Origin of the sequence: Variovorax sp. NFACC27, assembly GCF_048301545.1 — a bacterium.
Lineage (GTDB): Bacteria > Pseudomonadota > Gammaproteobacteria > Burkholderiales > Burkholderiaceae_C > Variovorax > Variovorax gossypii.
The window spans coordinates 3,970,329-3,996,836 of record NZ_CP157613.1 but is presented as its reverse complement, the minus strand read 5'-3'; the positions used below and the strand labels follow the sequence as shown (position 1 = coordinate 3,996,836).

Annotated in this window: 19 protein-coding genes; 10 read left to right on the top strand and 9 right to left on the bottom strand. The window is 69.7% G+C overall.

Going from position 1 to position 26,508, the window contains the following annotated elements; genetic code table 11:
* Nucleotides 1–92: 92 nt before the first annotated feature.
* Nucleotides 93–1,331 carry an acyl-CoA dehydrogenase family protein gene (locus tag ABL840_RS18695; RefSeq protein ID WP_176947632.1) on the bottom strand — a complete coding sequence of 413 codons (1,239 nt, stop codon included), beginning with the start codon at nt 1,329–1,331 and terminating at the stop codon, nt 93–95.
* 216 nt (nt 1,332–1,547) lie between these two features.
* Here ABL840_RS18695 and ABL840_RS18690 point away from each other — a divergent pair, with 216 nt between their 5' ends.
* From ABL840_RS18690 to ABL840_RS18655, 8 genes are all read left to right on the top strand, one after another.
* Nucleotides 1,548–3,161, top strand: a complete 1,614-nt coding sequence (locus ABL840_RS18690) for an ABC transporter substrate-binding protein (protein WP_418116328.1) — start codon at nt 1,548–1,550, stop codon at nt 3,159–3,161.
* Nucleotides 3,162–3,177: 16 nt separating this feature from the next.
* Nucleotides 3,178–4,695, top strand: coding sequence for an amidase (locus ABL840_RS18685; RefSeq protein ID WP_093307162.1), 1,518 nt, complete (start codon nt 3,178–3,180; stop codon nt 4,693–4,695).
* Entirely contained in the window at nt 4,692–6,317 is a 1,626-nt protein-coding gene (locus tag ABL840_RS18680; RefSeq protein WP_093307161.1) for an ABC transporter substrate-binding protein, read from the top strand. Before ABL840_RS18685 ends, ABL840_RS18680 begins: the two co-directional genes overlap by 4 nt.
* A 4-nt stretch (nt 6,318–6,321) precedes the next feature.
* Nucleotides 6,322–7,950 (top strand): ABC transporter substrate-binding protein, encoded by a 1,629-nt coding sequence (locus tag ABL840_RS18675; protein WP_093307160.1) that lies wholly within the window; start codon nt 6,322–6,324, stop codon nt 7,948–7,950.
* A gap of 18 nt (nt 7,951–7,968) precedes the next feature.
* Nucleotides 7,969–9,060, top strand: coding sequence for an ABC transporter substrate-binding protein (locus ABL840_RS18670; protein WP_093307159.1), 1,092 nt, complete (start codon nt 7,969–7,971; stop codon nt 9,058–9,060).
* Nucleotides 9,057–9,953, top strand: coding sequence for an NmrA family NAD(P)-binding protein (locus ABL840_RS18665; RefSeq protein ID WP_093307158.1), 897 nt, complete (start codon nt 9,057–9,059; stop codon nt 9,951–9,953). The genes ABL840_RS18670 and ABL840_RS18665 overlap by 4 nt, the downstream gene beginning before the upstream one ends.
* Nucleotides 9,954–10,062: 109 nt before the next feature.
* Nucleotides 10,063–13,062 carry a transglycosylase domain-containing protein gene (locus tag ABL840_RS18660; RefSeq protein WP_093307157.1) on the top strand — a complete coding sequence of 1,000 codons (3,000 nt, stop codon included), beginning with the start codon at nt 10,063–10,065 and terminating at the stop codon, nt 13,060–13,062.
* Between the two features lie 141 nt (nt 13,063–13,203).
* Nucleotides 13,204–14,106 (top strand): hypothetical protein, encoded by a 903-nt coding sequence (locus ABL840_RS18655; protein ID WP_093307156.1) that lies wholly within the window; start codon nt 13,204–13,206, stop codon nt 14,104–14,106.
* A gap of 28 nt (nt 14,107–14,134) precedes the next feature.
* Here ABL840_RS18655 and ABL840_RS18650 read toward each other — a convergent pair whose 3' ends face one another.
* Genes ABL840_RS18650 through ABL840_RS18640 form a run of 3 tightly spaced genes read right to left on the bottom strand, consistent with a single transcriptional unit; the run spans nt 14,135 to nt 17,844 of the window.
* On the bottom strand, nt 14,135–15,865 hold the full coding sequence (locus ABL840_RS18650; protein ID WP_093307155.1) for an ABC transporter ATP-binding protein: 1,731 nt from the start codon (nt 15,863–15,865) through the stop codon (nt 14,135–14,137).
* A 1-nt stretch (nt 15,866) separates the two neighbouring features.
* A complete protein-coding gene (locus ABL840_RS18645; protein WP_418116327.1) occupies nt 15,867–16,826 on the bottom strand; it encodes an ABC transporter permease in 960 nt (319 codons plus the stop codon).
* Between the two features lie 34 nt (nt 16,827–16,860).
* A complete protein-coding gene (locus ABL840_RS18640) occupies nt 16,861–17,844 on the bottom strand; it encodes an ABC transporter permease (protein ID WP_093307154.1) in 984 nt (327 codons plus the stop codon).
* A 159-nt stretch (nt 17,845–18,003) separates the two neighbouring features.
* Here ABL840_RS18640 and ABL840_RS18635 point away from each other — a divergent pair, with 159 nt between their 5' ends.
* Together ABL840_RS18635 and ABL840_RS18630 are read left to right on the top strand one after the other, a co-directional pair.
* On the top strand, nt 18,004–19,584 hold the full coding sequence (locus ABL840_RS18635) for an ABC transporter substrate-binding protein (protein WP_093307153.1): 1,581 nt from the start codon (nt 18,004–18,006) through the stop codon (nt 19,582–19,584).
* A gap of 30 nt (nt 19,585–19,614) precedes the next feature.
* The gene (locus tag ABL840_RS18630; protein ID WP_093195151.1) at nt 19,615–19,995 is read left to right on the top strand and encodes a hypothetical protein; all 381 of its coding nucleotides are present in this window, start codon (nt 19,615–19,617) and stop codon (nt 19,993–19,995) included.
* Nucleotides 19,996–20,011: 16 nt separating this feature from the next.
* On the opposite strand, the gene ABL840_RS18625 is transcribed toward ABL840_RS18630, so the two are convergent.
* From ABL840_RS18625 to ABL840_RS18605, 5 genes are read right to left on the bottom strand one after another with little or no spacing between them, the layout of a single operon-like run.
* Nucleotides 20,012–21,703, bottom strand: coding sequence for a hypothetical protein (locus ABL840_RS18625; RefSeq protein ID WP_093307152.1), 1,692 nt, complete (start codon nt 21,701–21,703; stop codon nt 20,012–20,014).
* A complete protein-coding gene (locus ABL840_RS18620) occupies nt 21,700–22,965 on the bottom strand; it encodes an ATP-grasp domain-containing protein (protein ID WP_093307151.1) in 1,266 nt (421 codons plus the stop codon). The genes ABL840_RS18625 and ABL840_RS18620 overlap by 4 nt, the downstream gene beginning before the upstream one ends.
* Nucleotides 22,946–24,121, bottom strand: coding sequence for an ATP-grasp domain-containing protein (locus ABL840_RS18615; RefSeq protein WP_093307150.1), 1,176 nt, complete (start codon nt 24,119–24,121; stop codon nt 22,946–22,948). The genes ABL840_RS18620 and ABL840_RS18615 overlap by 20 nt, the downstream gene beginning before the upstream one ends.
* Nucleotides 24,122–24,153: 32 nt before the next feature.
* The gene (locus tag ABL840_RS18610) at nt 24,154–25,542 is read right to left on the bottom strand and encodes an MFS transporter (protein WP_093307149.1); all 1,389 of its coding nucleotides are present in this window, start codon (nt 25,540–25,542) and stop codon (nt 24,154–24,156) included.
* Complete coding sequence (locus tag ABL840_RS18605; RefSeq protein WP_093307148.1) at nt 25,539–26,504, bottom strand: hypothetical protein; 966 nt, start codon at nt 26,502–26,504, stop codon at nt 25,539–25,541. The genes ABL840_RS18610 and ABL840_RS18605 overlap by 4 nt, the downstream gene beginning before the upstream one ends.
* Nucleotides 26,505–26,508 lie beyond the last annotated feature (4 nt).

The window sequence follows — 26,508 nt, the reverse complement described above, 5'->3', positions numbered from 1 at the left end:
TTACCTTCCGAGGTCCGGGATTCTGGTCAGCCGTACCCGAATTGGCACGCCCGGAATCCGCATATCCAAATTCGCAGGATTCATCATCGGGCTCAGAAGACCTTGCCTTCCTCCAGATGCTTCGTGGTGCCGTTGAGGTGGTAGTCGCCGATCACGCGCGCTTTCTGCAGCAGCGGGTTGTGGCTGAAGATGGTGCGCAGGTTGCGCCAGTGGCGGTCGAAGTTGTGCCTGCGCGAAGTGGCCGAGGCGCCGCCGGCCTCGAAGAGGCGCTCGGCGGCCTGCAGCGCGATCCGGCTCACCGCCAGTTGCGTCTTGGCCGTGGCGAGCGCACCGTCGAGCACCAGTTGCTGCACGCCCTCCTCATCCGCGTCGCCGTTCGCGGCGCCGCGCCTCAGGGCCTCGGCCGACCGGTCGAGCTGCCGCGCGTTGTCGGCGATGAGCGCATCCACTGCATGCGTGTACGTAGCCAGGTCGCCCAACACCCATTGCGTGAAGTGGTCTTCCGCCGCCGAGGACGCCGGGCTGTGCGCCGCGGGACGGGCGTGATAGCGCACGTAGTGCACGGCGTCACTGAACACATTGCGCACGATGCCCGCCGCGACGGCCACGAGGTAGAGCTGCCGCAGCGAGGAAGCATGGCGCCGCTGCAGGCTGCGCGGCGAGGTGAGCACGATCTCGTCGGGCCGTATCTCCAGCCCGTCGAACTCCAGGCTGCCGCTGGCCGTGAGCCGCTGCCCCATGCCGTCCCAGTCGTCCTTCACGTGAAGGCCTTCGCGGCCGGTGGGCACGATCACCGTGGCATCGCGGCCTTCCTCGTCGCGCACCGCGATGCTCGCGAAGTCGGAAAACGCGGTGCCGGTCGCGTAGTACTTGCTGCCGTTGAGCACGAGCCTGTCGCCCTGCCGTTCGAGCGCGGTGGTCACCGTGCCCGAGCGCGGCGTGCCGAGTTCGGTGAAGGCGCCGCCAAACAGGGCGCCTTCGAGCACGCGGGCCAGTTGGCGGTCGGCATCCGCATTCGGCGGCGCGGAAGTCCACAACTCGATGGCGTTGTAGTGCGTGCGCAATGCGTGCGCCACGTTGGAGTCTGCCGCGGCCAGCGTGGCGACGACCTGCACGAGGTCTTCGATCGAGCCGCCGGGGCCGCCGCGATCGGCTGGGATGCGCAGCGCGCCCAGCCCCGACGCGCGAAACAGCGCGAAAGCCTCGAAAGGCAACGTGCCTTCGCGTTCGCGCTGCGAGGCGCCTTCGGCAATCGCCGCGGCCAGCGCAGGCAGCCGCTCGAGCAAGGTTCTGAGTTGGGCACCTGGCACGGCGCGATCGACGGCATTCATTGCTTGCATTTCCCGTAAGCGGCAGAGGCTCGGGAATATAGGCCGCGGCACTCATCGGTTTGCGCATAAGCAAACTCGGTTTTCGGCTCGGCGCGCAGCATGCCGGGCACCCGTCGCGACTGCATTTCGATGATCGAAAAAATGCTAAGCGCAGGGACGGATTTCCAAGACCATCGTCAGCCTTTCGAGCCACTCGCGGACACGGTGATCCATCCCATGCTTTCATTTCTTCTCCTCGTAAAACTGAAGTTCGACCGGCGGCTGATTCACCTCGCGCTGGCCGCCCTGCCCTTCACCGCAAGCGCGCAGAACGCCGCCGCGCCCACGCCGGTGAGCGGCGGAACGCTGACCTACGCGGTGTCGCAGGAGCCGACCTCGCTGGTGTCCTTCCTCGACACGAAGACGGACAACCGAAACATCAGCGCCAAGGTCACCGAGGGCCTGCTGCGCTACGACGCGAAGTTCAACCCGCAGCCGCTGCTGGCCACCTCGTGGCAGGTCAGCGCCGACGGCCTGAAGTACACCTTCAAGCTGCGTCCGGGCGTGAAGTTCCACGATGGGCGCGACTTCACCGCCGAGGACGTGCGCTACTCGGTGCTGGTCCAGAAGAAGCAAGGCCCGCGGGGACGCATCACGCTGGCCAACGTGGAGCGCGTGGACGCGCCCGATCCGCTCACCGCGGTGATCGTGCTGGCCAAGCCGGCGCCCTTCCTGCTGAAGTCGCTGTCGTCGGCGGAGCTGCCGATCGTGCCGGCCCACCGCTATGCCGACGGCGAACCGCTCTCCAGCCCGAACATCTCGGCGCCCGTAGGCACCGGGCCGTACATCTTCGAGCAGTGGGTGCGCGGCAGCCACCTGGTGCTGCGCAAGAACCCGGGCTACTGGCGCAAGGACCGCCCGTACATCGACCGCGTGATCGTGAAGTTCGTGCGCGACCCGGCCGCGATCTCCACCGCCATAGAGACCGGCGAAGTCGACGTGGCTCAGGGCGTGAGCCTGGCCGACCTCGAGCGGCTGTCGACGAACCCGAAGCTCAAGGTCGACGACGGCTACGACGGCTTCCTCAACAACGCCTCGTTCCTCGAGTTCAACGTGGAGAACCCGGTCCTGGCGAACGCCAAGGTGCGCCACGCCATCGCGCAGGCCATCGACCGCAACTTCATCCGCAACACGATCTACTACAAGCGCGTGGAAGTCGTGAACTCGCCGATCCCGCGCGTACTGTCCGACTACTACGACGACAGCACCTTCCGCTATCCCTTCGACGTCGCCGCGGCCAACCGCCTGCTCGACGAGGCGGGCCAGCCCAAGCAGGCCAACGGCCAGCGCTTCTCGCTGCGGCTGAGCTACATCCCGGGCGCGGAGTTCAAGCGCACGGCCGACTACCTGCGCTCCGCCCTCGCCCGCGTGGGCGTCAGGGTCGAGATCGTGGACGGCGACCTTCCCACCTTCCTCAAGCGGGTCTACACCACGCGCGATTTCGACATCAACATCAACGGCCTGGGTCGCCTCTTCGATCCCACGGTGGGCGTGCAGCGCATCTACTGGGGCGACGGCGTGCGCAACCCGCTGATCTGGGTGAACGCCGCCCACTACGACAACCCGCAGGTCGACGAGCTGTTCCGCCAGGCCGCCGTCGAGCTCGACGCGGGCAAGCGCGCGGCGCAGTTCAGGCAGGTGCAGCAGATCGTCGGCCGCGAGCTGCCGGTGCTTCCGATCGTCGCGGTGCCCTCGATCGTGGTGCACAGCGCGCGCCTGCACGACTTCCACAACAGCATCGACCTGATGTCGGGCGACCTGGCCGACGCATGGATCGAACCGCGCAAGTGACCACCCGAAAGCCCACATGACCACCCAGGACCTTCATCACACCCTTCTGGATTCGCTGACCTTCGCGAGTGCCCGCGCGCAGGCCGAGGCGCTGGCCGCCGGCCGCGTGTCGGCAGTCGATCTGCTGGAGCATGTGCTCGCGCGCATCAGCCGCTTCGACAACGACCTCAACGCAGTGGTGGTTCGCGACGACGAGGCCTCCCGCGCGGCGGCCCGCGAAGCCGACGCAGCCCTGGCGCGCGGCGAGCGGCGGCCGCTGCTCGGCGTGCCGATCACGGTGAAGGAATCGTTCGATGTCGCCGGCTACGTCACGAGCAGCGGCAACCCGGACTATGCGAACAACGTGGCCGCGCAGGACTCCCTGGCCGTCGCGGCGCTGCGCGGCGCCGGCGCGGTGATCGTCGGCAAGAGCAACGTGCCGCTGGCCCTCGCCGACCTGCAGAGCTACAACGACGTCTACGGCGTGAGCAACAACCCTTGGGACACCGCGCGCACGCCGGGCGGCTCCTCGGGCGGCTCGGCCGCCGCGCTCGCGGCAGGCTACGTGGCGCTGGAGCTGGGCACCGACATCGGCGGCTCGATCCGCATTCCGGCGCACTTCAACGGCGTGTACGGCCACAAGCCGACGGCAGGTCTCGTCGCGCTGCGCGGCACCGGCGTGCCCTCGGGCCGGCTGGCCGATCGCGACCTCGCCGTGGCCGGCCCGCTGGCGCGCACCGCGTCCGACCTCGGGCTCGCGCTGGACCTGCTGGTCAACCTCGAGCCGCTGGCCGCCAAGGCCTGGAAGGCGACCCTGCCGCCGGCGCGCCACGCCAAATTGAGCGATTTCCGCGTGCTGGTGATCGACCAGTGGCCCGGCAGCGCGCGCAGCCTGCACGAGGCGCTGGTGGTCGATCGCGTGGTGGAGCGCCTGCGCACGCAGGGCGTGAAGGTGACGCGGCCCTCTGAGCTGCCGGCCGGCCTGCTGCCCGACCTCACGCAGTCGCACCGCGTCTACCGCAGCCTGCTGGGTTCATCGCTGGCCACGCCGCCCACGCTGAGCAAGTCGGCGCAGAAGCGACTGGAAGCTCTCTCGCCCGACGACGACAGCGCCGATGCCGCATGGCTGCGCGCGCCCACGCTGCGCCACGGCGAATGGCTGAAGGACAACGAGCGCCGTGTGGCGCTGCGCCACCAGTGGGAGCGCTTCTTCGAGAACTTCGACGTGGTGGTGACACCGGTCGCGCCGCTTCCGGCCTTCCGCCACAACCACACCGAGCCGAAGGACGAGCGCACCTATCCCGTCGCTTTCGAGAACGGCACGCGCGAGGTTCGCTTCCTGGACCTGTTCCACTGGGCTGGCCTGCCGGTGCTGCCGGGCCTGCCGGCCACCAGCTTCCCGGTCGGGCTCGACGAAGACGGCCTGCCGGTGAGCGCACAGGCCGTCGGCCCCTATCTCGAGGATCGCACGACCATCGCCTTCGCCGAGCTGCTCGAGCAGGTCTACGGCGGTTTCATCGCACCGCCCGGTTTCGGAGGGAGCGGCGCGGCATGAAGCCCACGCTACCCATCAGCCGACGGCGCTTTCACCGGCGCATCCTCGGCGGTCTCGGCCTGCCCTTGGCTGCACCGGCACTGGCGGCCACCGCCGCAACCCCGGCCGATGCGCCGCGCCGCGCGCAGGGCGGCGTCGTCACCCTGCTCACGGCGCTGGAGCCGCCCACGCTGGTCGGGCTTGTCAACTCCGCCGCGGGTACCTTCCTGGTCTCGCCCAAGGCGGTGGAAGGCCTGCTGAGCTACGACTTCGAGCTGCGCCCGCGCCCACAGCTGGCGGTAGCGTGGGAGGTGCAGCCCGACGGCCTGCAATACACCTTCCGGCTGCGGCGCGGCGTGAAGTGGCATGACGGGCGCGACTTCACTTCGGCCGATGTCGCATTCTCGATACTCGCGCTCAAGGCCTCGCATCCGCGCGGCAGGGCCACCTTCGCGAGCGTGTCCGAGGTGCGCACGCCCGATGCGCACACGGCGGTGCTGGTGCTCAGCCGCCCTGCCCCGTTCCTGCTCACCGCGCTCGCGGCGGCGGAGTCGCCGATCGTTCCGCGCCATGTGTACGAGGGCAAGGACCTGGCCACCCATCCGGCCAACAACGTGCCCGTGGGCACCGGCCCCTTCGTCTTCAAGGAATGGGTGCGCGGCAGCCATGTGATCTACGAGCGCAACCCGAACTACTGGGACCCGGGCAAGCCGTACATCGACCGCCTGGTGGTGCGCTTCATTCCCGACCAGGCGGCGGCCGCCGCCGCGCTCGAGAGCGGCACGGTCGACCTTGCCGGCGCCACGCCCGTGCCCATTCCCGACCTCGACCGCCTGAAGGACCAGCCTCACCTCGGCCTGGACACGCGCGGCAACGAGTACTTCAACAACTCCACCACGCGCATCGAGTTCAACCTCGACAACCGCTACTTCAAGCACGCGAAGGTGCGCCAGGCCGTGGCGCATGCGATCGACCGCGAGGTGATCCTGAAGACCGTGTGGTACGGCTACGGCATCGCCGCGCCCGGGCCGATCTCGCCGGTGCTCAAGGCCTTCCACGACCCGACGGTGGCGGTGCCGCGCTTCGACCGCAAGCGCGCCGAGGCACTGCTGGACGAGGCCGGCTTTCCGCGCGGCGCCGACGGCGTGCGCTTTCGCGTGAGTCACGACGTTTTCGACGGCGGCGGCAACCGCGTGGGCCAGTACATCCGCCAGGCGCTGGCGCGCGTGGGCATCGACGTGACGGTGCGCACGCAGGAGTTCGGCAGCTACATCAAGCGCGTGTACACCGACCGCGACTTCGACTTCAACAACCAGGGCATGAGCCAGATGTTCGACCCCACGGTGGGCATCCAGCGCTTCTACTGGTCGAAGAACTTCCGCCCCGGCGTGCCGTTCTCGAACGGCGCGCACTACGACAACCCCGAGGTCGACCGGTTGCTGGAGGCCGCGGCGGTGGAAAACGACCCTGCGAAGCGCCGTGCGCTCTTCAGCGAATTCCAGCGCGTGATCGCCGCCGAGCTGCCGACCATCGGGCTCGTGGCCGTGGCGCAGGTCACGGTTGCGAACCGGCGCATCGGCGACCACACGGTCGGCGCCGAAGGGCTCTCGGGCAACTTCGCCGACATCTACATCAGGGCCTGAGAACATGAACGACAACGCCATCCACCGCCGCCTCTTCCTGCAGGGCGGCGCGAGCCTGGGCCTGGCAGGCCTGGCGCCCGCGTGGGCGCAGGGGCTGCCCGCGGCCACCACCACTACCGGTGCTCCGGTGCGCGGCGGCACGCTCACCGTGCTGATCGACCCCGAGCCGCCCACGCTCACCACCATCGCGCATTCGGCGGGCTCGTCGGTGCTGATCTCGGCCAAGGTCACCGAAGGCCTGCTGAGCTACGACTTCGACCTCGCGCCGCAGCCTCAGCTGGCCACCGCCTGGGCCGTGAGCAGCGACGGCCTGCAATACACCTTCAGCCTGCGCCGCGGCGTGAAGTGGCACGACGGCCGGCCCTTCACCTCGGCCGACGTGGCGCACTCCATCGGCCTGCTGAAGCAATACCACCCGCGCGGGCGCGCCACCTTCTCCAGCCTGGCCGAGGTGCGCACGCCGGACGAGTTCACGGCCGTGCTGGTGCTGTCGAAGCCGGTGCCCTACCTGATCACCGCGCTCTCGGCCTCCGAGTCGCCCATCGTGCCGAAGCACCTGTACGAGAGCGGCAAGGCCGATGCCAACCCCGCCAACAACGCGCCCGTCGGCACCGGCCCCTTCGTGTTCAAGGAGTGGGTGCGCGGCAGCCACGTGACCTACGAGCGCAACCCGAACTACTGGGACAACCCCAGGCCCTACGTCGACCGGCTGATCGTGCGCTTCATTCCCGACGCGGCGGCCCGCGCCGCCGCCATCGAGAAGGGCGAGGTGCACCTGAGCCCGGGCACGCCGGTGCCGCTGGGCGACGTCGAGCGGCTGCGCGCCAAGCCGAACCTGGTGTTCGAGCCCAACGGCTACCAGTACATCAACAACGTCTCGCGCGTGGAGTTCAACCTGGAGAACCCCGCCCTGCAGGACCTGCGCGTGCGCCAGGCCATCGCGTACGCCATCAACCGGCAGGTGGTGCGCAAGACCGTGTGGTACGGCCAGGGCACGCTGATCCCGGGGCCGGTGCATCCGGCGCTGAAGAAGTTCTACGTGCCCGACCTGCCCGTGCTGCCCTACGACCTGAAGCAGGCCGAGGCGCTGCTCGACGCGGCGGGCCTCGCGCGCGGCAGGGCCGGCGGCAACCTGCGGCTGAAGCTCGGCCTGGTGCCGATTCCCAACGAAGGCGGCCAGCGCACGGCCGAGTATCTGAAGCAGAGCCTGGGCCGCATCGGCATCGAGGTCACCATCAACTCGCAGGACTTCGCAACCTACGTGCGCCGCGTGTACGCCGACCGCGCCTTCGACCTGCACGTGAGCGTGATGAGCAACACATTCGATCCGACCGTGGGCATCCAGCGCCTGTACTGGTCGAAGAACTTCAGGAAGGGCCTGCCGTTCTCGAACGGCTCGGGCTACAGCAACCCCGAGGTCGACCGCCTGCTCGAGGCAGCGGCCGTCGAGGTGGACGAGGGCCGCAGGCGCCAGGCCTTCGCGGAGTTCCAGCGGCACATCGTGCGCGACCTGCCCGACATCACGCTGCTGGCCATCGACAACTACACCATCGCCGACCGCCGCGTGCACGGCCACACCGTGAGCGCCGACGGCATCGCCGGCAACCTGGCCGGCGCGTGGATCGGCGCCTGAACCCGAGGAACACACTCAATGACTTCGCCTTCGTCCCCCGCCGACACCGGCACCAGCCCCGGCGTGCTCTGGTACACCCGCTGCCCCGTGCCCTCCCCCCTTGGCATCGCCGCCCGGCAGGGCTGGCTGGCCGAGTCCTTCGCCGAGGAAGGCATCGCCATCGAATCGATCATCGACTCGAAGGACCGCAGCATCCGCGAGAGCCATTTCGACCATCACCTGGCCTGGTCCTTCCGCCAGGGCGGCAACATCCCGCCGATCTGGGCGCGCGCCAACGGGCGTGCCACGCGGCTGGTGGCCATCACCTGGACCGACGAGTTCCAGGCCATCGTGACGCTGCCGGGCAGCGGCATCGCATCGGCCGAAGCGCTCGCGGGCCGGCGCCTCGCGGTGCCGCGCCGCGTGAACGACCTGATCGACTTCCACCGCGCGACGGCGCTCAAGGGCATCGTGTCGGGCCTGTCGCTGGCCGGGCTCTCCACCGGCGACGTGACGCTGGTGGAGCTGCCGATCGAAGAGTCGGTCATCGTCGCGCAGGGCGACCCGAGCCTCTTCGGGCTGCGCCGGCGCCATCCGTACTTCCGCGAGGTCGAGGCACTGGTGCGCGGCGAGGTGGATGCGATCTTCCTCAAGGGCGCCGAAGGCATCGTGGTGGCGAACCTGATCGGCGCGCAGGTCGTCGCGGAGTTCGGCAACTATCCCGATCCGAAGATCCGCATCAACAACGGCACGCCGCGGGTGCTCACGGTGGACGACGCGCTCTCGCGGCAGCGTCCCGACCTCGTGGTGCGCCTGCTCGACGTGGTCGCGCGCGCGGGCCGCTGGGCCGAGGCTCATCCCGACGAGACGCTGCGCTTCGTCGCGCGCGAGATCGCCACCAACGAGGAAGCAGTGCTCGCCTCCAACGGCCCCGATGTGCACCGGCACCTGGGCATCGGGCTCGATGCGCCGCTGGTCGAGGCCATCGGGCATTTCAAGGATTTCCTGCTGGAGTGGGGCTTCCTGCCGGCGGACTTCGATCTCGACGCCTGGGTCGACCATGCGCCGCTGCGCGCGCTGCATGCGCAGGTGGGGCACGCCGAACCCGTGGCGCTGGCGGCCGCCGCATGAGCTCACCACCTCGCATCCTGGTAACGGGCGCCACCGGCCGGCTGGGGCAGCTGCTGGTGCCGCGCCTGCTCGCGCGCGGTGCCGGGGTGCGCGCCCTCACGCGCCATCCCGCGCGGGCCAACGGCCTCAGGGCGCAAGGCGCCGAAACGGCCGTCGGTGATTTCGACGACGGCGACACCCTGCGCCGTGCGCTGGAAGGCGTGTCCCATCTCTTCCTGCTCTCCCCGATCACGCCCACGCTGGCCGATCAGCAGATCGCGGTGATCGAGGCGGCCGCGGCGGCGGGCGTCGAACGCATCGTGAAGCTCTCGGGTTCGCACTGGACCGTCGAGCCGCCCGGGCGCTCGCTCTCGGGCGACGCGCACCGCGAGATCGAGGCCGCCTTGCGCCGCTCGGGCATCGCCCACCGCGTGCTGCGCCCGAACGCATGGATGCAGGTGATGCTCGCGCGCGTGGCATCGGAGCTCGCGGCCGGCGACGAACTGCATGCGCCGCCGGGCGATCCGAAGGTCGCCTTCATCGACGCGCGCGACATCGCGGACGTGGCGGTGGAGGCGTTGTTCGAGCAGCCGGCCTCCCGCGAGGCCTCGACCGAGCCATGGGTGCTCACGGGCGGCAGCGCCCTTGGGTATGACGAGATCGCGAGCATCGCGTCGCGGCTCACGGGGCGCCGGATCGTCGCCACGCCGCTGTCCGCGCAGGCACAGCAGCAGCGGCAGGCGGCGAATGCGCCCTCGCCCTACATCGCCCGCGTGCACGCCCAGTTCGCGGCGCTGATCGTCGCCGGCGAAGCCGAGCCAGTGAGCGACACCGTGGCCGATGTCCTCGGCCGCCCGCCGCGCACGGTGGAAGCCTTTCTCGCGGAGACTGTCGCGGGCCGCGTGCCGGCCTGAAGATCGCGGGGCGGGCCATCCCGCCTCGCCATGCCCAACCCAAAAGCCCGCGAAAGGCGCATCATGGTGGCTGACGAACCCACGGTGCAGACTGTTCGCGAGGCAGAGCATGGCATGGTTCAAGAAGCTCTTCTGGGTCGGCGCAGGGCTCGCCGTGGGGGGAGTTTTTGTCGTGTTCGTGGCGGACGAGCTGAAGACCTCGCGGCTGCAATCGGCCTTCTGGCGCGACCTTGCCAGGGACGCCCGCTTCAGCGTCGACGCAGGCCCCAGCGACGCCATCCGCTTTCCCCGCACCGGGCCGCATGACGAGCGGCTGGGCTACCGGCAGCTTCCCGACTTCATCGACCGCCTGCAGCTCCATGGCTATGCCGTCACCCGCCAGGCGCGCATGTCGCCGCGGCTGATCGAGCTGCAGGAGCACGGGCTCTTCGCCCCCTACCGCGAGAAAAACCAGGCTGGCCTGAGCGTGCGCGACTGCCGCAACGAAGCGCTGCTGCACACGCGCGTGCCCGGGCGCGCCTACGAGCGCTTCGAGGACGTGCCCCCGCTGCTGGTGAGCGCCCTGCTCTTCGTCGAGGACCGCCACCTGCTGGATGCGCAGCCGGTGCAGCGCAACCCTGCCATCGACCCGGAGCGCTTCGCGAAGGCGGTGCTCGAGCAGGCTCTGCGAACGGTCAGCCTGGGCCGGACGGCGAGCGGGGGCAGCACGCTGGCCACCCAGATCGAGAAGTACCGCCATTCGCCGCAGGGCCGCACCGGGTCGGTCGGCGAGAAGCTGCGCCAGATGGCGTCGGCCTCGCTGCGCGCCTACCAGGACGGCGAGGACACGCAGGCGCGGCGGCGCCAGATCGTCGTCGACTACCTCGACACCGTGCCGCTGGCCGCGCGCCCGGGCATCGGCGAGGTGCACGGCCTGGGCGACGGCCTGTGGGCCTGGTACGGGCGCGACTTCCGCGAGGTCAACCGCCTGCTGGCCGACGACGCCGAAGGCGCCGCGCCCACGCCCGAGGCGCTCGAACGCCAGGCCGGCGCCTTCAAGGAAGCGCTGTCGCTGATGATCGCGCAGCGCCGCCCCTCGCAGCACTTGCTCGGCGACGGCGAGGGCCTGGCCCGGCTGACCGACAGCTACCTGCGGCTGATGGCCGAGGCCGGCCTGATCACGCCTACCCTGCGCGATGCGGCACTGCCGCTTCCCCTGCATCTGCAGCCCGAGCTGCCGCCGACGCCCCGGCCGGATTTCGTGCAGCGCAAGGCCACGACCGCGCTGCGCACGCATATCTCCACGCTGCTCGACGTGCCGCGCGCCTACGACCTGGAGCGCCTCGACCTCGAGGCCGAAACCAGTCTCGACAGCCAGGCGCAGGCCGTGGCGGCCCGGGTGCTGGCCGGCCTGCGCACACCCGCCGCGGCCAGGGCGGCGGGACTGTACGGCTCGCACATGCTCGACCCGGGTGCGGACCCGGGCCCGCTGGTCTACAGTTTCACGCTGTTCGAGCGCGGCGCCGGGGCCAACCTGCTGCGCGTGCAGGCCGACAGCATCGACCAGCCGTTCGACGTGAACCAGGGCGCCCGGCTGGACCTGGGCTCGACCGCCAAGCTGCGCACCCTGGTGAGCTACCTGGAGCTCGTGGCCGAGCTGCACGCGAGCTGGTCTGGCCTGAGCACGGCCGAGCTGTCGGCGCTGGCGCCCAGCCCGCGCGACCCGCTGGGCACCTGGGCGCGGCAATACCTGCTGCGGGCCAAGGACCGCCGGCTCGCGCCGATGCTCGAGGCGGCCATGGAGCGGAAATACTCCGCGAATCCGGGCGAGGCCTTCTTCACCGGCGGCGGGCTGCACCAGTTCGAGAACTTCGAGCGCTCGCGCAACGGCAGCTCGATGACGGTGCGCGAAGGCTTCAAGCACTCGGTCAACCTGGTGTTCATTCGCCTGATGCGCGACCTGGTCCGCCACCGCATGTTCGGCGGCGCGACGGACCCCGAGCGGATGCTGAAGGACCCCGCCGACCCGCGCCGGCGCGAGCTGCTCGCGCGCTTCGCCGACCGCGAGGGCTCGGCCTTCCTCGTCCGCTTTCATCGCAAGTACCAGAACCGCAGCGCCGCGGAAGCCGAGGCGCTGCTGCTGCGCGGCCTCAGGCCTTCGGCGCCGCGCCTGGCGAGCGTGCTGTTCACGATCGAACCGGATGCCAGCGAGGCACGGCTCGACGAGCTGCTCGCGCGGCAGCTCGGCCGGGGCGCGGCCTCGCCGCGCGAGCTGAAGGCGCTGCGCACCACCTACGCCGGCCTGTCGCTGGCCGATCGCGGCTACGTCGCCCGCGTGCATCCGCTGGAGCTCTGGCTGGTGGGATTCCTGCGGCGCCACCCGGGCGCGACGCTGGCCGATGTGCTGGACGCGAGCGCGGGCGAACGCCAGGAGGTCTACGCCTGGCTCTTCAAGACGCGCCACAAGAGCGCGCAGGACAGGCGCCTGCGCGAGTTGCTCGAGCTCGACGCCTTCGCACAGATCCATCGCTCATGGCAGCGCCAGGGCTACCCGTTCGCCTCGCTGACGCCGTCGTACGCCAGTGCCATCGGCGCGTCGGGCGACCGGCCGGCCGCCCTGGCCGAGCTGATGGGCATCATCGTGAACGACGGCGTGCGGCTGCCCACGCAGCGGGTCGAGGCACTGCACTTCGCGCGCGACACGCCCTACGAGACACGCCTGGAGCCGCGCAACGCGAAGCCCGAGCGGGTGCTGCCGGCGGAAGTGACGGCGACGCTGCGCCGGGCACTCTTCGAGGTTGTGAACGACGGCACGGCAAGGCGCCTGAAAGGCGCGCTCGCGGACGCGAACGGCCGCGCGATCGACATCGGCGGCAAGACCGGTACCGGCGACCACCGCTACGAGCGCACCGGCCGCGGCGGCCGGGTGATCTCCGAGCGCAAGATCGACCGCTCCGCCACCTTCGTGTTCATGATCGGCGAGCGCTACTTCGGCACCGTCATGGCCTATGTGCACGAACCCTATGCCGCCCGCTACCGGTTCACGAGCGCGCTGCCGACCCAGCTGCTGAAGTCGCTGGGGCCGCAACTGCTGCCCGTGCTCCAGCGCAGCGGGTGCGGAGGCGACTGATTTTTTCGGCGGCCGGCGGCTCAGGCCGCGTTGCCTTCGCGCCTACAGGCCGGAGCCCGGCCTACCCGTTTTCGGGTATGGCCGCGGCGCCATCGCCTCCCTACGATCCGCGCTGTCGATGGTTCAAAAAGGGTCGCGGACATGCCCAAACGCGCTATACAGCCGACGCCGGCCTTCCGGCAGGCGGTGGACGACATGCAAGCCAAGGCCGGGCCGAACACGGTGGGGCTGGTCATGCGTTTCAACGAGGACGACAGCACGCTTCGCGATCTGTGGTCGGAGGGCTCCAATGCCCCGAAGCACAAGTACAACCCTCACCCTGCGGATCGGCCCGAGATGTGGCGCTGCGACCTGCCGGATGGAGGCTCGCGCCGAGCCAACAAGGTCAACGACATTCGCGGCTATCACGCAGAGGAGATATTCATCGCCTGCTGGCCGGCCCTGCTGCGAGGTGCCGACCTGCAGGAAAACCAGCTGCGTTGTGTCGAGCTGGCGCTCTCGAAGAGCCCTTGCTATGGCGACTCGGGATCGTCGCTGCTGCGCCTCGCCAACACGCCGAGGTACATGCCGGTCGGCTGTTCCTCGAAGCTTTACGAGTTCGTGCTGGCGAAGGACATGCGCATCGAATGGCGCATCGCATTCCTCTCGCTGAATGGCTCGGACGCGACAAGCTACGCCCCCATCGGCGGCATTGGCGTCGACCGGCTCATGAGTGCAAGGGAGCGACAGATCGCCGACGCAGCCGTTCAACAGGTCAGATACCAGGCAGTCGACGCGCCGCGGGCACTGGAGTTTGCCCGGCTTCAAGCCAATATGTCCACGTTGATGCGGCAGCGGGCAAATCAACTGAACGGTCACGACAAAGGCCTGCTGATGAATGAGGCTAGGGCAGAAAACCAGGCAGCCATCGCTTTGAGAGCCAGGGTGCAACAGCGATCCACGGCCTTGCAAACCCAAGCCAGAACCCTTTCCGTCGGTGTTGCGCAGCAAGGCATCGCGCTGCTCGAAGGCCTGCCCAATGTCGACGTCAGGCGGTGGATCTGATCCGCCCTGAACGCCCGGAAGCAAATACTCAGGCCGCCTTGCGCTGCTCCGCCCCCGGCACCGCCGCGATCAGACTGCGCGTGTACGGATGCTGCGGCCGGTCCCAGATGTCCCGGTGGCTGCCGGTCTCGACGATCTTTCCCTGGCTCATCACCATCACGCGGTCGGCGATGTAACGCACCACCGAGAGGTCGTGCGAGATGAACAGGTACGAGAGCCCGAAGTCCTCCTTCAGCTCCACCAGCAGGTTCAGGATCTGCGCCTGCACCGACACGTCGAGTGCCGAAACGGGCTCGTCGAGCACCACCAGCGAAGGCCGCAGCACCAGCGCGCGCGCTATGCCGATTCGCTGGCGCTGGCCGCCCGAGAACTCGTTGGGAAAGCGGCGTGCCGCGTCCGCCGGCAGGCCCACGCGCTCCAGGATGGCCGCGATGCGGCTGTGGCGTTCCGCGCGGTCCGACACGCCGTGCACCTTCAGCACCGATTCGAGGATGTCGAACACGCTGCGCCTCGGGTTCAGCGAGGCATACGGATCCTGGAACACCATCTGCACGCGGCGGCGCCACGGCTTGAGCGCCTTCTCGGACAGCCCGGCGATGTCGGTGCCATCGAACACGATGCGGCCGCCTGCCGGGTTCACCAGTCGCAGCAGCGTGCGCGACAGCGTGGACTTGCCGCAGCCCGATTCCCCCACCAGGCCCACGGTCTCGCCGGCGCGGATGTCGAAGGACACGCCATCCACCGCATGCAGCACGCCGCCGCCGCGCCTGGGGTAGTCGGTGCGCAGCTCCTGCACCGACAGCAGCGGCTCGCCCCCCGCCGCGCGAACCGGCAGGGCCCGTACCTTCGAAGCGGGTTGCGGCACATGGAGCGTGAAGTCGCGCACGCCGGTGACGGGGTCGAGCCGCGTCTGTATCTCGGGCAGCCTCGCGTCGGCATGGTGCAGTGAGCTGCCGGCGTGCAGCGACGCGCCGAGCAGGCCCTTGGTGTAGGGGTGCGACGGTGCGGCGAAGAGCCTGGAGGTTGGGGCCTCCTCGACCTTCTCGCCGCCGTACATCACGGCCACGCGGTCGGCCCACTGCGCGACCAGGCCCAGGTCGTGCGTGATCAGCAGCAGCGCCATGTCGAGCTCGCGGCGCAGGCCGTCGAGCAGCTCGAGGATCTGCGCCTGGATGGTCACGTCGAGCGCGGTGGTCGGCTCGTCGGCCACCAGCAGGCGCGGCCTGCAGGCCACGGCCATCGCGATCATCACGCGCTGGCGCTGGCCGCCCGAAAGATTGTGCGGATGGTCGTCGATGCGCTGGTGCGGCTCGGGAATGCGCACCAGGTCGAGCAGCTCGATCGCGCGCTTGCGGGCCGCCGCGGGAGAGAGCTTCTCGTGCCGGCGCAGCGTCTCCTCGATCTGCGCGCCGATGGTGTGCACCGGGTTCAGCGAGGTCATCGGCTCCTGGAAGATCATCGCGATCTCGCGCCCGCGCACTTCGCGCAGGGCCGCTGGCGACAGCGAGAGGATGTCGCGCCCGTCGAAGCTGATGCTGCCGCGCAACGCGGTGCCGGGTGCCAGAAGCCGCAGCAGCGCGAGCGCGGTGGTCGACTTGCCGCAGCCCGACTCGCCCACCAGCGCCAGCGTTTCGCCGCGCTGCAGCGTGAGGTCGAGCCCGCGCACGGCCTGGATGGGTCCGTTCGATCCGTGGAAGAAGACATCGAGGCCGCGCACGTCGAGCAGCGGCGCGGTGGTGCTCACCTGTTCGAGCGTCATTTCAGCGGCCCCTCAGGCGCGGGTTGAAGGCGTCGTTGAGTCCGTCGCCCACGAGGTTGAGCGCGAGCACCGTCAGCACGATGGCCGCGCCCGGCAGCGCCGTGAGGTACCACGCGGTACGCAGCAGCTCGCGGCCCTGCCCGATCATGCTGCCCCACGACACCGCATTGGGGTCGCCCATGCCGAGGAAGGACAACGCCGACTCGATGAGGATCGCGCTGGCCACCAGCACCGAGGTGGTCACGATCACGGGCGGCAGTGCGTTGGGCAATATCTCCTGGAAGATGATGCGCGCATGGCTGAAGCCCTGGCTGCGCGCGGCCAGCACGAACTCTGTCTCGCGCAGCGCGCGGAACTCGGCGCGCACCAGCCGGGCGATGACCGGCCACGAGGCGAGCCCGATGGCGAACACGATCACCGGCACCGAGGGCTGGCCGATCGCGACCACCACGATCACGAACAGGAACGAAGGCATGGTCTGGAACAGCTCGGTGATTCGCACCAGCACGTCGTCGATGCGGCCGCCGAAGTAACCCGCCGTGGCACCCACGAGGACGCCGATCGCCAGGCTCAGCACGGCCGCCACCACGCCCACCGAGAGCGAGATGCGCGCGCCGTGCGCAATGCCGGCGATGACGTCGCGGCCCAGCGAATCGCTGCCCAGCGGGTAGTCGGCGTCCTGCCCCGGCCACAGCAGCGGCTGCGCCACCATGTCCAGCGGGTCGCCCGGATAGAGCAGCGGCGCGACCAGCGCCAGCACGAGCATGAAGGCCAGCAGCAGCAGGCCCGCCATCGCCGCCGGGTTGCGCACGAATGCGCGCAGCGCAGCATGGCGGCTGGAGAGCGGCTTGACATCCACCGCGGCCTTGGCCGTGACGGCGGGCCTGGTTGCGGCCTTGGGAGCCGGCGCCGGGGCCGGCGGGTGCGCGATGGCGGTATCGAGTGGGAACTGTGCGGACATCGGGGATCGCAGTCGGGAAGATCGGAAATGAAGCTCAGCGCACCTGGATGCGCGGATCGAGCCAGGCATGCAGCAGGTCGACCAGCATGTTGGCCACGATGACCAGCATCGAGGACATCAGCAGCACGCCCAGCAGCACCGTGTAGTCGCGGCCCGCAACCGAATCGAAGGCCAGGCGGCCCAGGCCGGGCCAGCTGAAGACGGTCTCGACCACCACGGCGCCGCCCAGCAGCGTGCCGAAGTGCATGCCGGCGACGGTGGTGACCGGAATCAGCGCGTTGCGCAGCACGTGCCGCAGGTTGACGGTCCACGGGTGCAGGCCCTTGGCCTCGGCGGTGCGCACGAAGTCCTGGCGCGTCACCTCGAGCATCGCCGCGCGCGTGAGGCGCGAGAAGATCGCGATGTAGAAGCCCGACATCGCCAGCGCCGGCAACACGAGGTGCCGCGCCACGTCGACCGCGTGCCGCCAGCCGGTGTAGCCCGCGCCGATGCTTTCGCTGCCGCCGGTGGGCAGCCAGCCCAGGTGCACCGAGAACAGCACGATCGCCATCAGGCCGAGCCAGAAGCCCGGCGTGGAGTACAGCAGCAGCGCGAGCACCGAGAGCGTGCGGTCCTGCCAGCGCCCTACCCGCGTGGCCATGATCGTGCCCAGCGCGATGCCGATGGCCAGCGCGAAGGCCAGCGCCGTGACCATCAGCAGCAGCGTGTTGCCCAGCCGCGCGCCGATCAGCGACACCACCGGCATGTTGTAGCGCGGCGAGACGCCGAGGCTGAAGTGCGCGAGGTTGTTGAGGTAGGCGCCCAGCTGGTGCAGCACGGGCAGGTCGAGCCCGAAGTGGCTGCGCAGCTGCGCCATGCTCTCGGCGGTGGCCGAGCCAGATTCGGCGGCCACCACGTCGGCGGCGTCGCCCGGAATCCACTGCATCAGCACGAAGTTGAGAAGAATCACGCCGACGACGGTCGGCACGGCCTGCCACGCCGTGCGCGCCAGCGTGCGGCTTGCGCTGCGCAGGTTCATAGAGGGTTCTGGAAGGAGGCGGTCAATCGGGCCGTCAGGCTATACGAGCGGCTTCACGCATCGAAGGAAGCTTTCCTTCTACGCATATCCGATTTGCTTCGTTGGCCAGGCGTCGCGCGCGCATCTAGATTGCGGTCCGACTTCCAGGGCCCCACGAAGATGATCCAGACCGTCACCATCCACAAGGCGCTGCTCGCGCTGGCCTTGCTCGCGACCCACTACGCGCTCCAGGCCGCCCCGCAGGCGGGCGGCACGGTCACGCTGGTGCTGCAGAACGAGCCGCCCACGCTGGTGTCGATCGCGCATTCGCACTCCTCCACGCTGGCTGTCAGCGCGAAGGTCACCGAGGGCCTGCTGAAGTACGACCAGGACCTGAAGCCGCAGCCTCAGCTCGCCACGGCCTGGCAGGTGAGTCCTGACGGCCGGACCTACACATTCACCCTGCGCCGCGGGGTGAAATGGCACGACGGGCGCGACTTCAGCTCGGCCGACGTGGCCTATTCGATCCTGCTGCTGAAGGAACACCATCCGCGCGGCCGCAGCACCTTCGCGCCGGTGGAGCGCGTGAAGACGCCCGACCCGTACACGGCGGTTCTCGAGCTGTCGCGCCCGGCGCCCTACCTGCTGAAGGCCTTCGTCGCGTCGGAAGCGCCCATCGTGCCGAAGCATCTCTACGAGAACGGCGGCGACGTGCTGCGCAACCCCAACGGCTCGGCGCCCGTGGGTACCGGCCCGTTCAGGTTCAAGGAATGGGTGCGCGGCAGCCACATCGTGTACGAGCGCAATCCCGACTACTGGGACAGGCCCAAGCCCTACATCGACAGGCTGATCGTGAAGATCATTCCCGACGCGGCCTCGCGCTCCATCGCCTTCGAGACCGGCGACGTGGACATCGGCTACCGCACGCCCGTCTCGCCCGGCGACATCGAACGGCTGAAGGCGAACCCGAAGCTGGCTTTCGAGACCAAGGGCAACAGCTATTCCTACAACGTGACGCGCCTGGAGTTCAACCTGCGCCAGCCGCAGCTCAAGGAGCTGAAGGTGCGCCAGGCGATCGCGCATGCCGTCAGCCGCGAGGTGGTGCGCGACAACGTGTTCTACGGCTACGGCGTGATCTCCTATTCCCCCATCGCGCCCGGCCTCAAGGAATTCCACGACACGCGCCCCACGCCCTACCCCTACGCGCCGAAGACAGCCGAGCGCCTGCTCGACGAGGCGGGCTTTCCGCGCGGCGCCGACGGCACGCGCTTCACGCTTGCGCTCGACTTCAACCCGAGCGACGTTCACAAGCGCCTGGCCGACTACGTGAAGCAGGCGCTGGGCCGGGTCGGCATCAGGGTCGACATTCGCGCCACGGACTTCTCGCAGTACGTGAAACGCATCTACACCGAGCAGAACTACGACCTGGCGATCAACGGCACCAGCAACCTGTTCGATCCCACGGTGGGTTCGCAGCGCCTGTACTGGTCGAAGAACATCCGCCAGGGCGTGCCCTTCTCGAACGGCACCTTCTACGACAACCCGGTGGTCGACAAGCTGCTGGAAGACGCCGCGGTCGAGATCGATCCGGCTAAGCGGGTGGCCCTCTTCAAGGAGTTCCAGCGCATCGTCGGCGTCGAGGTGCCCGACCTGAACCTGCTCTCGCCCACCTACTTCACCATCTACAACCGCCGGGTGCACGACCATTCGCTCACGGGCGACGGCGTGGAGGCGAACTTCGCGGACGTCTATATTCGCTGACTGCCTTTCCTTTCACCTGTCGCGAAGAAGATGCCGCTGAATGCCCACGAACTGAAACAACTCGCCGAAGCCGGCGACCGATCCGGGGTCTCCCCTTGCGGCTGCTGGCTGCATCGGGCCGATGCATGGGAAAGCTTCGCCGAAGACCGCTGGCCCGCCGACCTGCTGCAGCGCGTCGACACGCTGCGCGCCGAAGGCGTCGACGAACCGACCTTCGAGGAGTTCCACCCCGGCGGCACGCGCTACGACTCGGCCGAAGCGCCGATCTCGGTGGCGCACTTCCCGTTCAACCGCTGCGACGTGTACCGGTGCACGGCCTGCCAGCGGCTGGTGCTGCGCTACACCGAGTTCGGCGGCTACTACGTCGACCACCGCGCGCGTCGGGTGGATGCCGCGCTGGTGATCGCCTGACGCAGCTGACGCAGGCTCAGGCCAGCAGGCCTTTCCAGTAGAGCCGCGCCGCGGCCAGCACGGTGCGCATCTGCGTCGTGTGGGCAAGCCGGAAGGCGGCGCCGCGCACCGTCTCGTCGGGAAACTCCGTCACGAGCGTGAACGGCACCGTCGAGCGCTCATCGGTCGTGACGAGGCACGGAATGCCGTTGATCCGCTCGAACGGCAGCTCGCCCACATGGGCATGCCACATCCGCTGCTGCAACGCGTTGAACTCGGCCAGCTCCGGTGAACCGGAATGCAGCTCCTCGGTGAGCGCATGCAGGAACCGCATGCCGTCCAGTCCGGGGTGGCGTCGGAAGATCAGGAAGAAGCCCTTGGGCACGGTCCACAGCTCGCCGCCCAGCGGCACGTAGCCCGCGCGGGGCCGCGTCCATTCGTGCGCCGGGTAGCCGTGCAGGCTCAGATGCAGGCGCGCGCCGGTGCGGGCGATGGCCTCGAGCCGCGCAGCCTTCTCTCCGAAGGGCGGCTTCGTGCGGGCCTCCAGGTCGTCGCCCAGCGCCGTATAACGGGCCGCGTGCGCCATGTGATTCGGATGCGTGGCCTGCAGGCGGTAATGCAGCGCGGCGCCGTCGGGGTTCTCGAGCGGCACCAGTGCGTAGTGGGCGTCGCGGTGGGTGTTCAGGTGGCGGGCCGCGCGCAGTGCGCCGACGACGCCCGAACTCTCGTTCGCATGCTGCCCGGCCGTGATCGCCAGGCCCGGCAGCGCGCCGCGCACATGCACGCCGGCGACCTTTCGGCCCTGGAACGAGGTCACGGAAAACGGCTTTCCCGGCAACTGCGCGACGATGCGGTCGACCTCCACGGGCGCGAGCGATCGCCCGGCTTCGTCGAGCACCAGCGCGGCGTCCACGGGAGGATCGACGCGGCGGTGCCGTGCGAGCCGCACCCTCACCCGCGTGTCGCCGTCGGCCTGCGAGACCAGCGGCACGATCTGCCCCGGCTGCAGCGTGCGGTCGGCCTCGGGCAGGCCTGCGCGTGCCTTGAAGAATTCCAGCACGCCGTAGTAGCTGTCCTCGTGCAGCGCCTCGAAGGTGCTGATAGTCTCCTCGCCGAACGGCAGGCGCCGCTCGATGCCGGTGGTCGCGATGTCGATCTCCAGCATGTCGAACAGGGGCAGCGTGGCCGGCCACTCGTGCTTTCGCACGGCGTCGAGCGCGGCCTCGCAGGCGATCTCGAACTCTGTTCGCAGCGGCGCGTCTTCCACCAGCGCGTCGCCCTGCCAGACGCGCAGCCATCCGCAGGGCGATGCGGTGCCGTCGTTCGGCGCGAACACCTGCCAGCGCCTGCCGCCGGCCTCGATGATGTAGTCCGACTGGAGCTCGTCGCCTTCGACGAAGCGCAGCGTGTTCCTCTTGCCGATCAGCCCGGCCAGCGGATAGGCCTCGAGCCGGAAGCGCTGCCCCTTGCCGGCGGGCGTGCGTACCACGATCTCGCGCGCGCCGGGACTTTCGCCTTCGAACTCCTCGATAAAGAAATGCACCAGCGGCTTGTACGCGCTGCGCAGCACCGCCGTGACACCCGCTGCGGCCAGCGTCTTCTCCGCCCCGCGGCGCGCCGCCTCGTCCTCGAACAGCCAGGCCTCCACGCGCGTCGCCGGCCTGGCGGTGAAGCGCTCCACCAGCTGCGTGAGGGTTCGAGGGACGATGGTGTCGAGCAGCGAAGTCATGCAGCGAGCGTTTCGGGGTCGGAGAAGAAGCTGTGCTCGATCTGGCGGATGGATTTCCAGTCGGCCGTGAGCCGGTCGAACTGGGCATCGAACAGGCCCACCATGCCCAGCGCCGTGCGCAGGTCGGTGGTCACGTTCAGGCGGTCGCCCGTTTTTACCCACCGCTTCACGCTGACGCAAGACGGCAGCCGCTCGATCGAATCCCAGGCGAAGTCCCTGGCGAGCACGCCCGCCTTGGGCGAGACCAGCAGGATGTGGCCGCAGAAGCCGCTGAAGCGCGGCTGCTCGTTGAGCGTCTGCTTGAAGAGCTGCGGATTGACGAAGGCCTCGACCGTCACCGAGATCTGGTTCTCGCCGGTCACGGCCGTCGTGAGGCGCGGGTCGAGGCTGCCGTGCAGGCGGGAGTTCAGCTCGACGATGGTCGGCCCCTCGGCCGTCACGATCAGCTCCAGGTGGGACGGTCCGTAGTGCAGCCCCACGGCGTCGAGCACCTGCACCGCGTAGGCGATGACTTCCGCGTACTGCGGTCGCGTGTGGTCGACCACGAGCATCTTCTCCAGCCGGGGCGAATGGCTGCGGTCGCGCTCCACCTCCCAGAGGCTGACCACCTTGTGATGGCCTTCGAAGGAGACGGAATCAACGATGTATTCCTGCCCCTCGCTGTACGACTGCACGAGGATGTCCTCCTGCACCTCGTCGTACGAGGACTTGATGGCCAGCACGTTGCGGGCGGCCTCCTCCACCTGTTCCTGCGTGCGGCAGATCTTCACGCCCTTCACGCCGGAGCTGCGCGTGGGCTTGATGACCACCGGCAGGCGCGCATGGGCCCGCGCCCAGTCGGCGATCTCCTGCGGCGAGCGCGACTGGAACTGCTGCGGCGTGCGCACGCCGGCGCGCCGCAGCGCCTCGATCTGCTCGAACTTGTCGCGCCGCGCGGCAGTGAGTTCCACCGGGTTGCGCAGCGGCACCTCGAGCGCATCGGCCAGCCTGGAGGCCAGCTCGACGCCGCTGTCGACGCCCGGCAGCACCACGCTGATGCCCAGGTCTCGCAGCGCATCGGCCGTCTGGCGCAGGTCGCCGCGATGCACCACGCTGCGCACGTAGTCGGCCGGGTTGATCTGCGTCTGCAGGCGCTGCGGCAGCGACTCGCTGCTCAGCACGTGCACGCAGCGCACGCCGTACGAGCGGAAGGCGGGCGCCAGGTGCGCGCTGGTCGAGGCGCCGTCGACGATGGCCACGGTATCAAGCAACTGCTTCTTCATGGAGTCTCTTCTCTGCGGTGGGTTGAAACAGGCGGCGCACGTAGATGTACGCGCGCCGCTCGCGATGGACCAGCCGTTGCGGTCCGTAGGTGATGTGGAGGTCGGCGTTGCGCAGCTCGCCGGGCGACGAGAAGTCCCACGGCAGCGGGTCGCTCGCCAGCAGGAACTCGACGTGCGCGTACGAGCGCGGCGCGAAGATGTCGGGCACGTCCACGCCGCGGCCCGTGAGCTTGTCGAGCAGCGCGGCGACGATGTCGAAGCCGTAGCCGTCGCGCACGATGTCGCAGATGAAGCTGCCGGCAATGCGCGGATTGAGTTCGATCACGTAGGGCACGCCGTCGCGCACGATGCAGTCCAGGTGCACGGGGCCCCACGAGAGGCCGGCGAGTTCGATGGCGCTGGCGCCGGCGTCGATCAGCCGGCGCAAGGCGGTGTCGTCCAGGTCGAGCTCGGAGGTGTAGCCGCGCTCCAGGAAACCCTCGCCGCGGCGCTTGAGCTTGCGCATCGCGCCCACGTACCGTCCGTCGAAGTACTCGACGCAGTATTCGGCGCCCTCGAGGAATTCCTCGACGATCACGCTGTCGGTCAGGCCGGTGCGCCGGTTGGCTTTCAGCTCGTCGGCCAGCGCCTCTGCGTGCCGCCTGGCCTCGCCCGCATCGGCGCAGCGCTTCACCCCGTGGCTTGCCGAGCCTTCGGACGGCTTCACCACCACGGGGAAGCGCAGCGCGCCCACGCGGTCCCAGAGCGCCGGCAAGTCGGACAGCGTGCCGTCGACGAACTTCGCGGTCGGCAGGCCGCTCGCAGCCAGCAGCGCCTTCTGGCTGGCCTTGGACACGCTGCGCGCCACTGCGGCGGCGTCCGGCCCCGGCAGGCCGAGCTGTTCGGCCACCTGCGCCGCGAGCCGCGCGTAGACGTCGTTGGCCGTGGTAACGCGCAACCGGCGATCAGGATCGGGATGGCGGTCGCGCAGCCAGGCGACCACCGCGTCGGCCTCGGTCTGCAGGTTGACGATTTCCACCTCCGGAGGAAACACGCCCTGCAGCAGGTCGTTCGGCCCGCTGATCACCGTCACCTGCAACTGCCTGTCGAGTGCCGCGCGCACCAGCGCGAGGCTGGTGCCGGTCTTGCGCGCACCGATCACGATGAGTCGTGTCATTCGATACCCCGGAAGAAAAAGGAACGCCGGCCCTAGAGGCACAGCACGGCGATCAGCGCACCGGCCAACCGCAGGAAGGCCGACAGGTCGAACGCGAACACCGCCCCGGCCGCGACCTGCGCGGGTAAGCCGACCAGCAATGCCCCGAACAGGGCCACGCCGATGGCGCTGCCGACCTGGCGCGCCGCGCCGAAGATCGCCGACGCCGTGGCCGACAGCGACGAGGCCACGCTGCCGATCACCAGCGACGTGAGGGCCGGCGTGCCGATGCCCGCGCCGATGGCCAGCAGAAGCAGGCTGGGCAGGATGCGCAGGTACGGCGTGGCGGCGTCCACGCCGTGCAGCAGCGCGAACGCCAGCGCGGAGAGCAGGAAACCCGCGATCACCGGCGTGCGCTGCGAGAAGCGCCTGGCCAGTCGTCCGCTCGCGAGGTTCGCCAGCATGATCACGGTGAAGGGCAGCAAGGCAAGGCCGGTCTGCGTGGGCGTGTAGCCCTTCGAATGCTGGAAGTACAGGCTCAGCACGAAGATCGACCCGTAGAAGGTGATGTTCATCAGCACGCCGAGCACGATGGCGGCGGAGAACGCCCTGCTGCGGAAGATGCCGAGCGGGATCATCGGCGCCGGCACGCGTGCCTCGTTGCGCACGAAGGCGGCGACGGCCAGTGCGGCGACGGCGAAGCCCGCGAGCACCGTCCAGTCGGTCCAGCCGAGCACGCCGCCCTCGATGACCGCATGGGTGAGGAAGAACAGCGCGACGATGGCCAGCAGCTGCCCGCCCACGTCCAGCCGGCCGGCCGCCGCGCGAACCGTCTCGGCGACGTAGCGGCGCACCGCCCACAGGCCCAGGGCGCAGATCGGCAGGTTCACGAAGAAGATCGAGCGCCAGCCCAGGCCGGTCGTCAGCGCGCCGCCGAGCACGGGCCCCGCGGCACTCACCACGCCGCCGATGGCGCTCCACCACCCGATGGCGCGCGTGCGTGCCACCGCGTCGCCCGCGCAGGCATGCGACAGCAGCGACAGCGAGGTCGGCAGGATCAGCGCCGCGCCGACGCCCTGCGCCGCGCGCGCCGCGATCAGCACGCCGATGGAAGGCGCGACCGCGCAGCCCAGCGAGGCCAGCCCGAACAGCACCAGCCCGACGCTGAAGACGCGCCGGCTGCCGAAGCGGTCGGCAAAAGAGCCGGCCGTGAGCAGCAGCGCCGCGAAGGCCAGCGTGTAGGCGTCGACGATCCACTGCAGGCCGGTCACGCCGGCACCGAGGTCCTTGCCGATCTGCGGCATCGCCACGTTGACGATGGTCACGTCGAGCTGCACCACCACGAAGCCGAAGCTGGTCGCAGCCAGGGTCCAGCCGATGCCGGAGGCGCGCCGCTCGTCGGGTGCGAGTTCGGCCAGTGAAGTGCTGCCTGCGGTGCTCATTCCGACGCCCTCAGTTCGCGTGCGCTCCTGCGGCGCTCGCTGAGCGCCTCCAGGCGCGGCACCAGGCTCTGGATGATGCGCGGCAGCAGGTAGATCGGCAGCTGCGCGCAGGCGAAGAACAGCGCGATGGCGGGCGTCGCCGCGGCGCCGAGCGCGGCCCACAGCAGCCCGACGTTGCGGTTGCCCATGAGCAGCGCGACATTCAGGCGGGTGCGCACGCTGCCCGGCGTGAGCAGGTAGGCGATGCATTGCACGCCGACGTTGGCGGCGAACGCCAGCGCAATGGCCGAGATCACGAGCGCCGGCTGGTCCACGATGGCCCGCTGCAGGCCGGCCATCGTGCCGACGGCGAAGACCAGCAGCGCGACCACCACGACGCCGTCGATCGCGCCCGCGTGGGCCGCGAGGCGCTCCTTCGCGAACCGGCGCACGAGGATCGCCGCGCCCTCGGCCGTGCCGACCAGCAGGATCAGCCGCAACGCGAGGCTCGAAGGCTGGATGGCCACGCCCGGATCCCGCCCGAACCACTGCGCCAGCAGCGGCGCGGTGAGCGGCACCAGCGCCATCGCCGCCAGCGTGGCAACCAGCGCGACGGCCGCGTCCAGCCCCAGCATGCGGGCCACGGCCGAGGTGCCGCTGGCCGGCGGCGCGCAGAAGGCGAGCACCAGTGCCAGGGTCCATGCCGGCGGCAGGCCCAGCGCGTGGCCCGCCAGGCCCGCGACGACGGGGCACACGACGATCGCGCACAGCGGCAGCGCCAGCGAAACCGCCGGCCGCCGCGCGACCGCCAGCACGGTGGCCGGGTCGACGCGCAACAGGGTGCCGAGTACGAAGATGAACACGGTCACCGGCATCAGCGGGCGCGCCGCGTCCGCGAGCGCCGGCACGAGCAGGCCCAGGAAGACGCCGGCGGCCAGCACGCTCGGGCCGTTGCGGGTCAGGACGGCGAACGGCCCCGGCATCGGC

Coding starts and splice junctions, on each gene's coding strand:
- ABL840_RS18695 (WP_176947632.1), bottom strand. CDS start 1,331: ATGAATGCCGTCGATCGCGCCGTGCCAGGTGCCCAACTCAGAACCTTG.
- ABL840_RS18690 (WP_418116328.1), top strand. CDS start 1,548: ATGCTTTCATTTCTTCTCCTCGTAAAACTGAAGTTCGACCGGCGGCTG.
- ABL840_RS18685 (WP_093307162.1), top strand. CDS start 3,178: ATGACCACCCAGGACCTTCATCACACCCTTCTGGATTCGCTGACCTTC.
- ABL840_RS18680 (WP_093307161.1), top strand. CDS start 4,692: ATGAAGCCCACGCTACCCATCAGCCGACGGCGCTTTCACCGGCGCATC.
- ABL840_RS18675 (WP_093307160.1), top strand. CDS start 6,322: ATGAACGACAACGCCATCCACCGCCGCCTCTTCCTGCAGGGCGGCGCG.
- ABL840_RS18670 (WP_093307159.1), top strand. CDS start 7,969: ATGACTTCGCCTTCGTCCCCCGCCGACACCGGCACCAGCCCCGGCGTG.
- ABL840_RS18665 (WP_093307158.1), top strand. CDS start 9,057: ATGAGCTCACCACCTCGCATCCTGGTAACGGGCGCCACCGGCCGGCTG.
- ABL840_RS18660 (WP_093307157.1), top strand. CDS start 10,063: ATGGCATGGTTCAAGAAGCTCTTCTGGGTCGGCGCAGGGCTCGCCGTG.
- ABL840_RS18655 (WP_093307156.1), top strand. CDS start 13,204: ATGCCCAAACGCGCTATACAGCCGACGCCGGCCTTCCGGCAGGCGGTG.
- ABL840_RS18650 (WP_093307155.1), bottom strand. CDS start 15,865: ATGACGCTCGAACAGGTGAGCACCACCGCGCCGCTGCTCGACGTGCGC.
- ABL840_RS18645 (WP_418116327.1), bottom strand. CDS start 16,826: ATGTCCGCACAGTTCCCACTCGATACCGCCATCGCGCACCCGCCGGCC.
- ABL840_RS18640 (WP_093307154.1), bottom strand. CDS start 17,844: ATGAACCTGCGCAGCGCAAGCCGCACGCTGGCGCGCACGGCGTGGCAG.
- ABL840_RS18635 (WP_093307153.1), top strand. CDS start 18,004: ATGATCCAGACCGTCACCATCCACAAGGCGCTGCTCGCGCTGGCCTTG.
- ABL840_RS18630 (WP_093195151.1), top strand. CDS start 19,615: ATGCCGCTGAATGCCCACGAACTGAAACAACTCGCCGAAGCCGGCGAC.
- ABL840_RS18625 (WP_093307152.1), bottom strand. CDS start 21,703: ATGACTTCGCTGCTCGACACCATCGTCCCTCGAACCCTCACGCAGCTG.
- ABL840_RS18620 (WP_093307151.1), bottom strand. CDS start 22,965: ATGAAGAAGCAGTTGCTTGATACCGTGGCCATCGTCGACGGCGCCTCG.
- ABL840_RS18615 (WP_093307150.1), bottom strand. CDS start 24,121: ATGACACGACTCATCGTGATCGGTGCGCGCAAGACCGGCACCAGCCTC.
- ABL840_RS18610 (WP_093307149.1), bottom strand. CDS start 25,542: ATGAGCACCGCAGGCAGCACTTCACTGGCCGAACTCGCACCCGACGAG.
- ABL840_RS18605 (WP_093307148.1), bottom strand. CDS start 26,504: ATGCCGGGGCCGTTCGCCGTCCTGACCCGCAACGGCCCGAGCGTGCTG.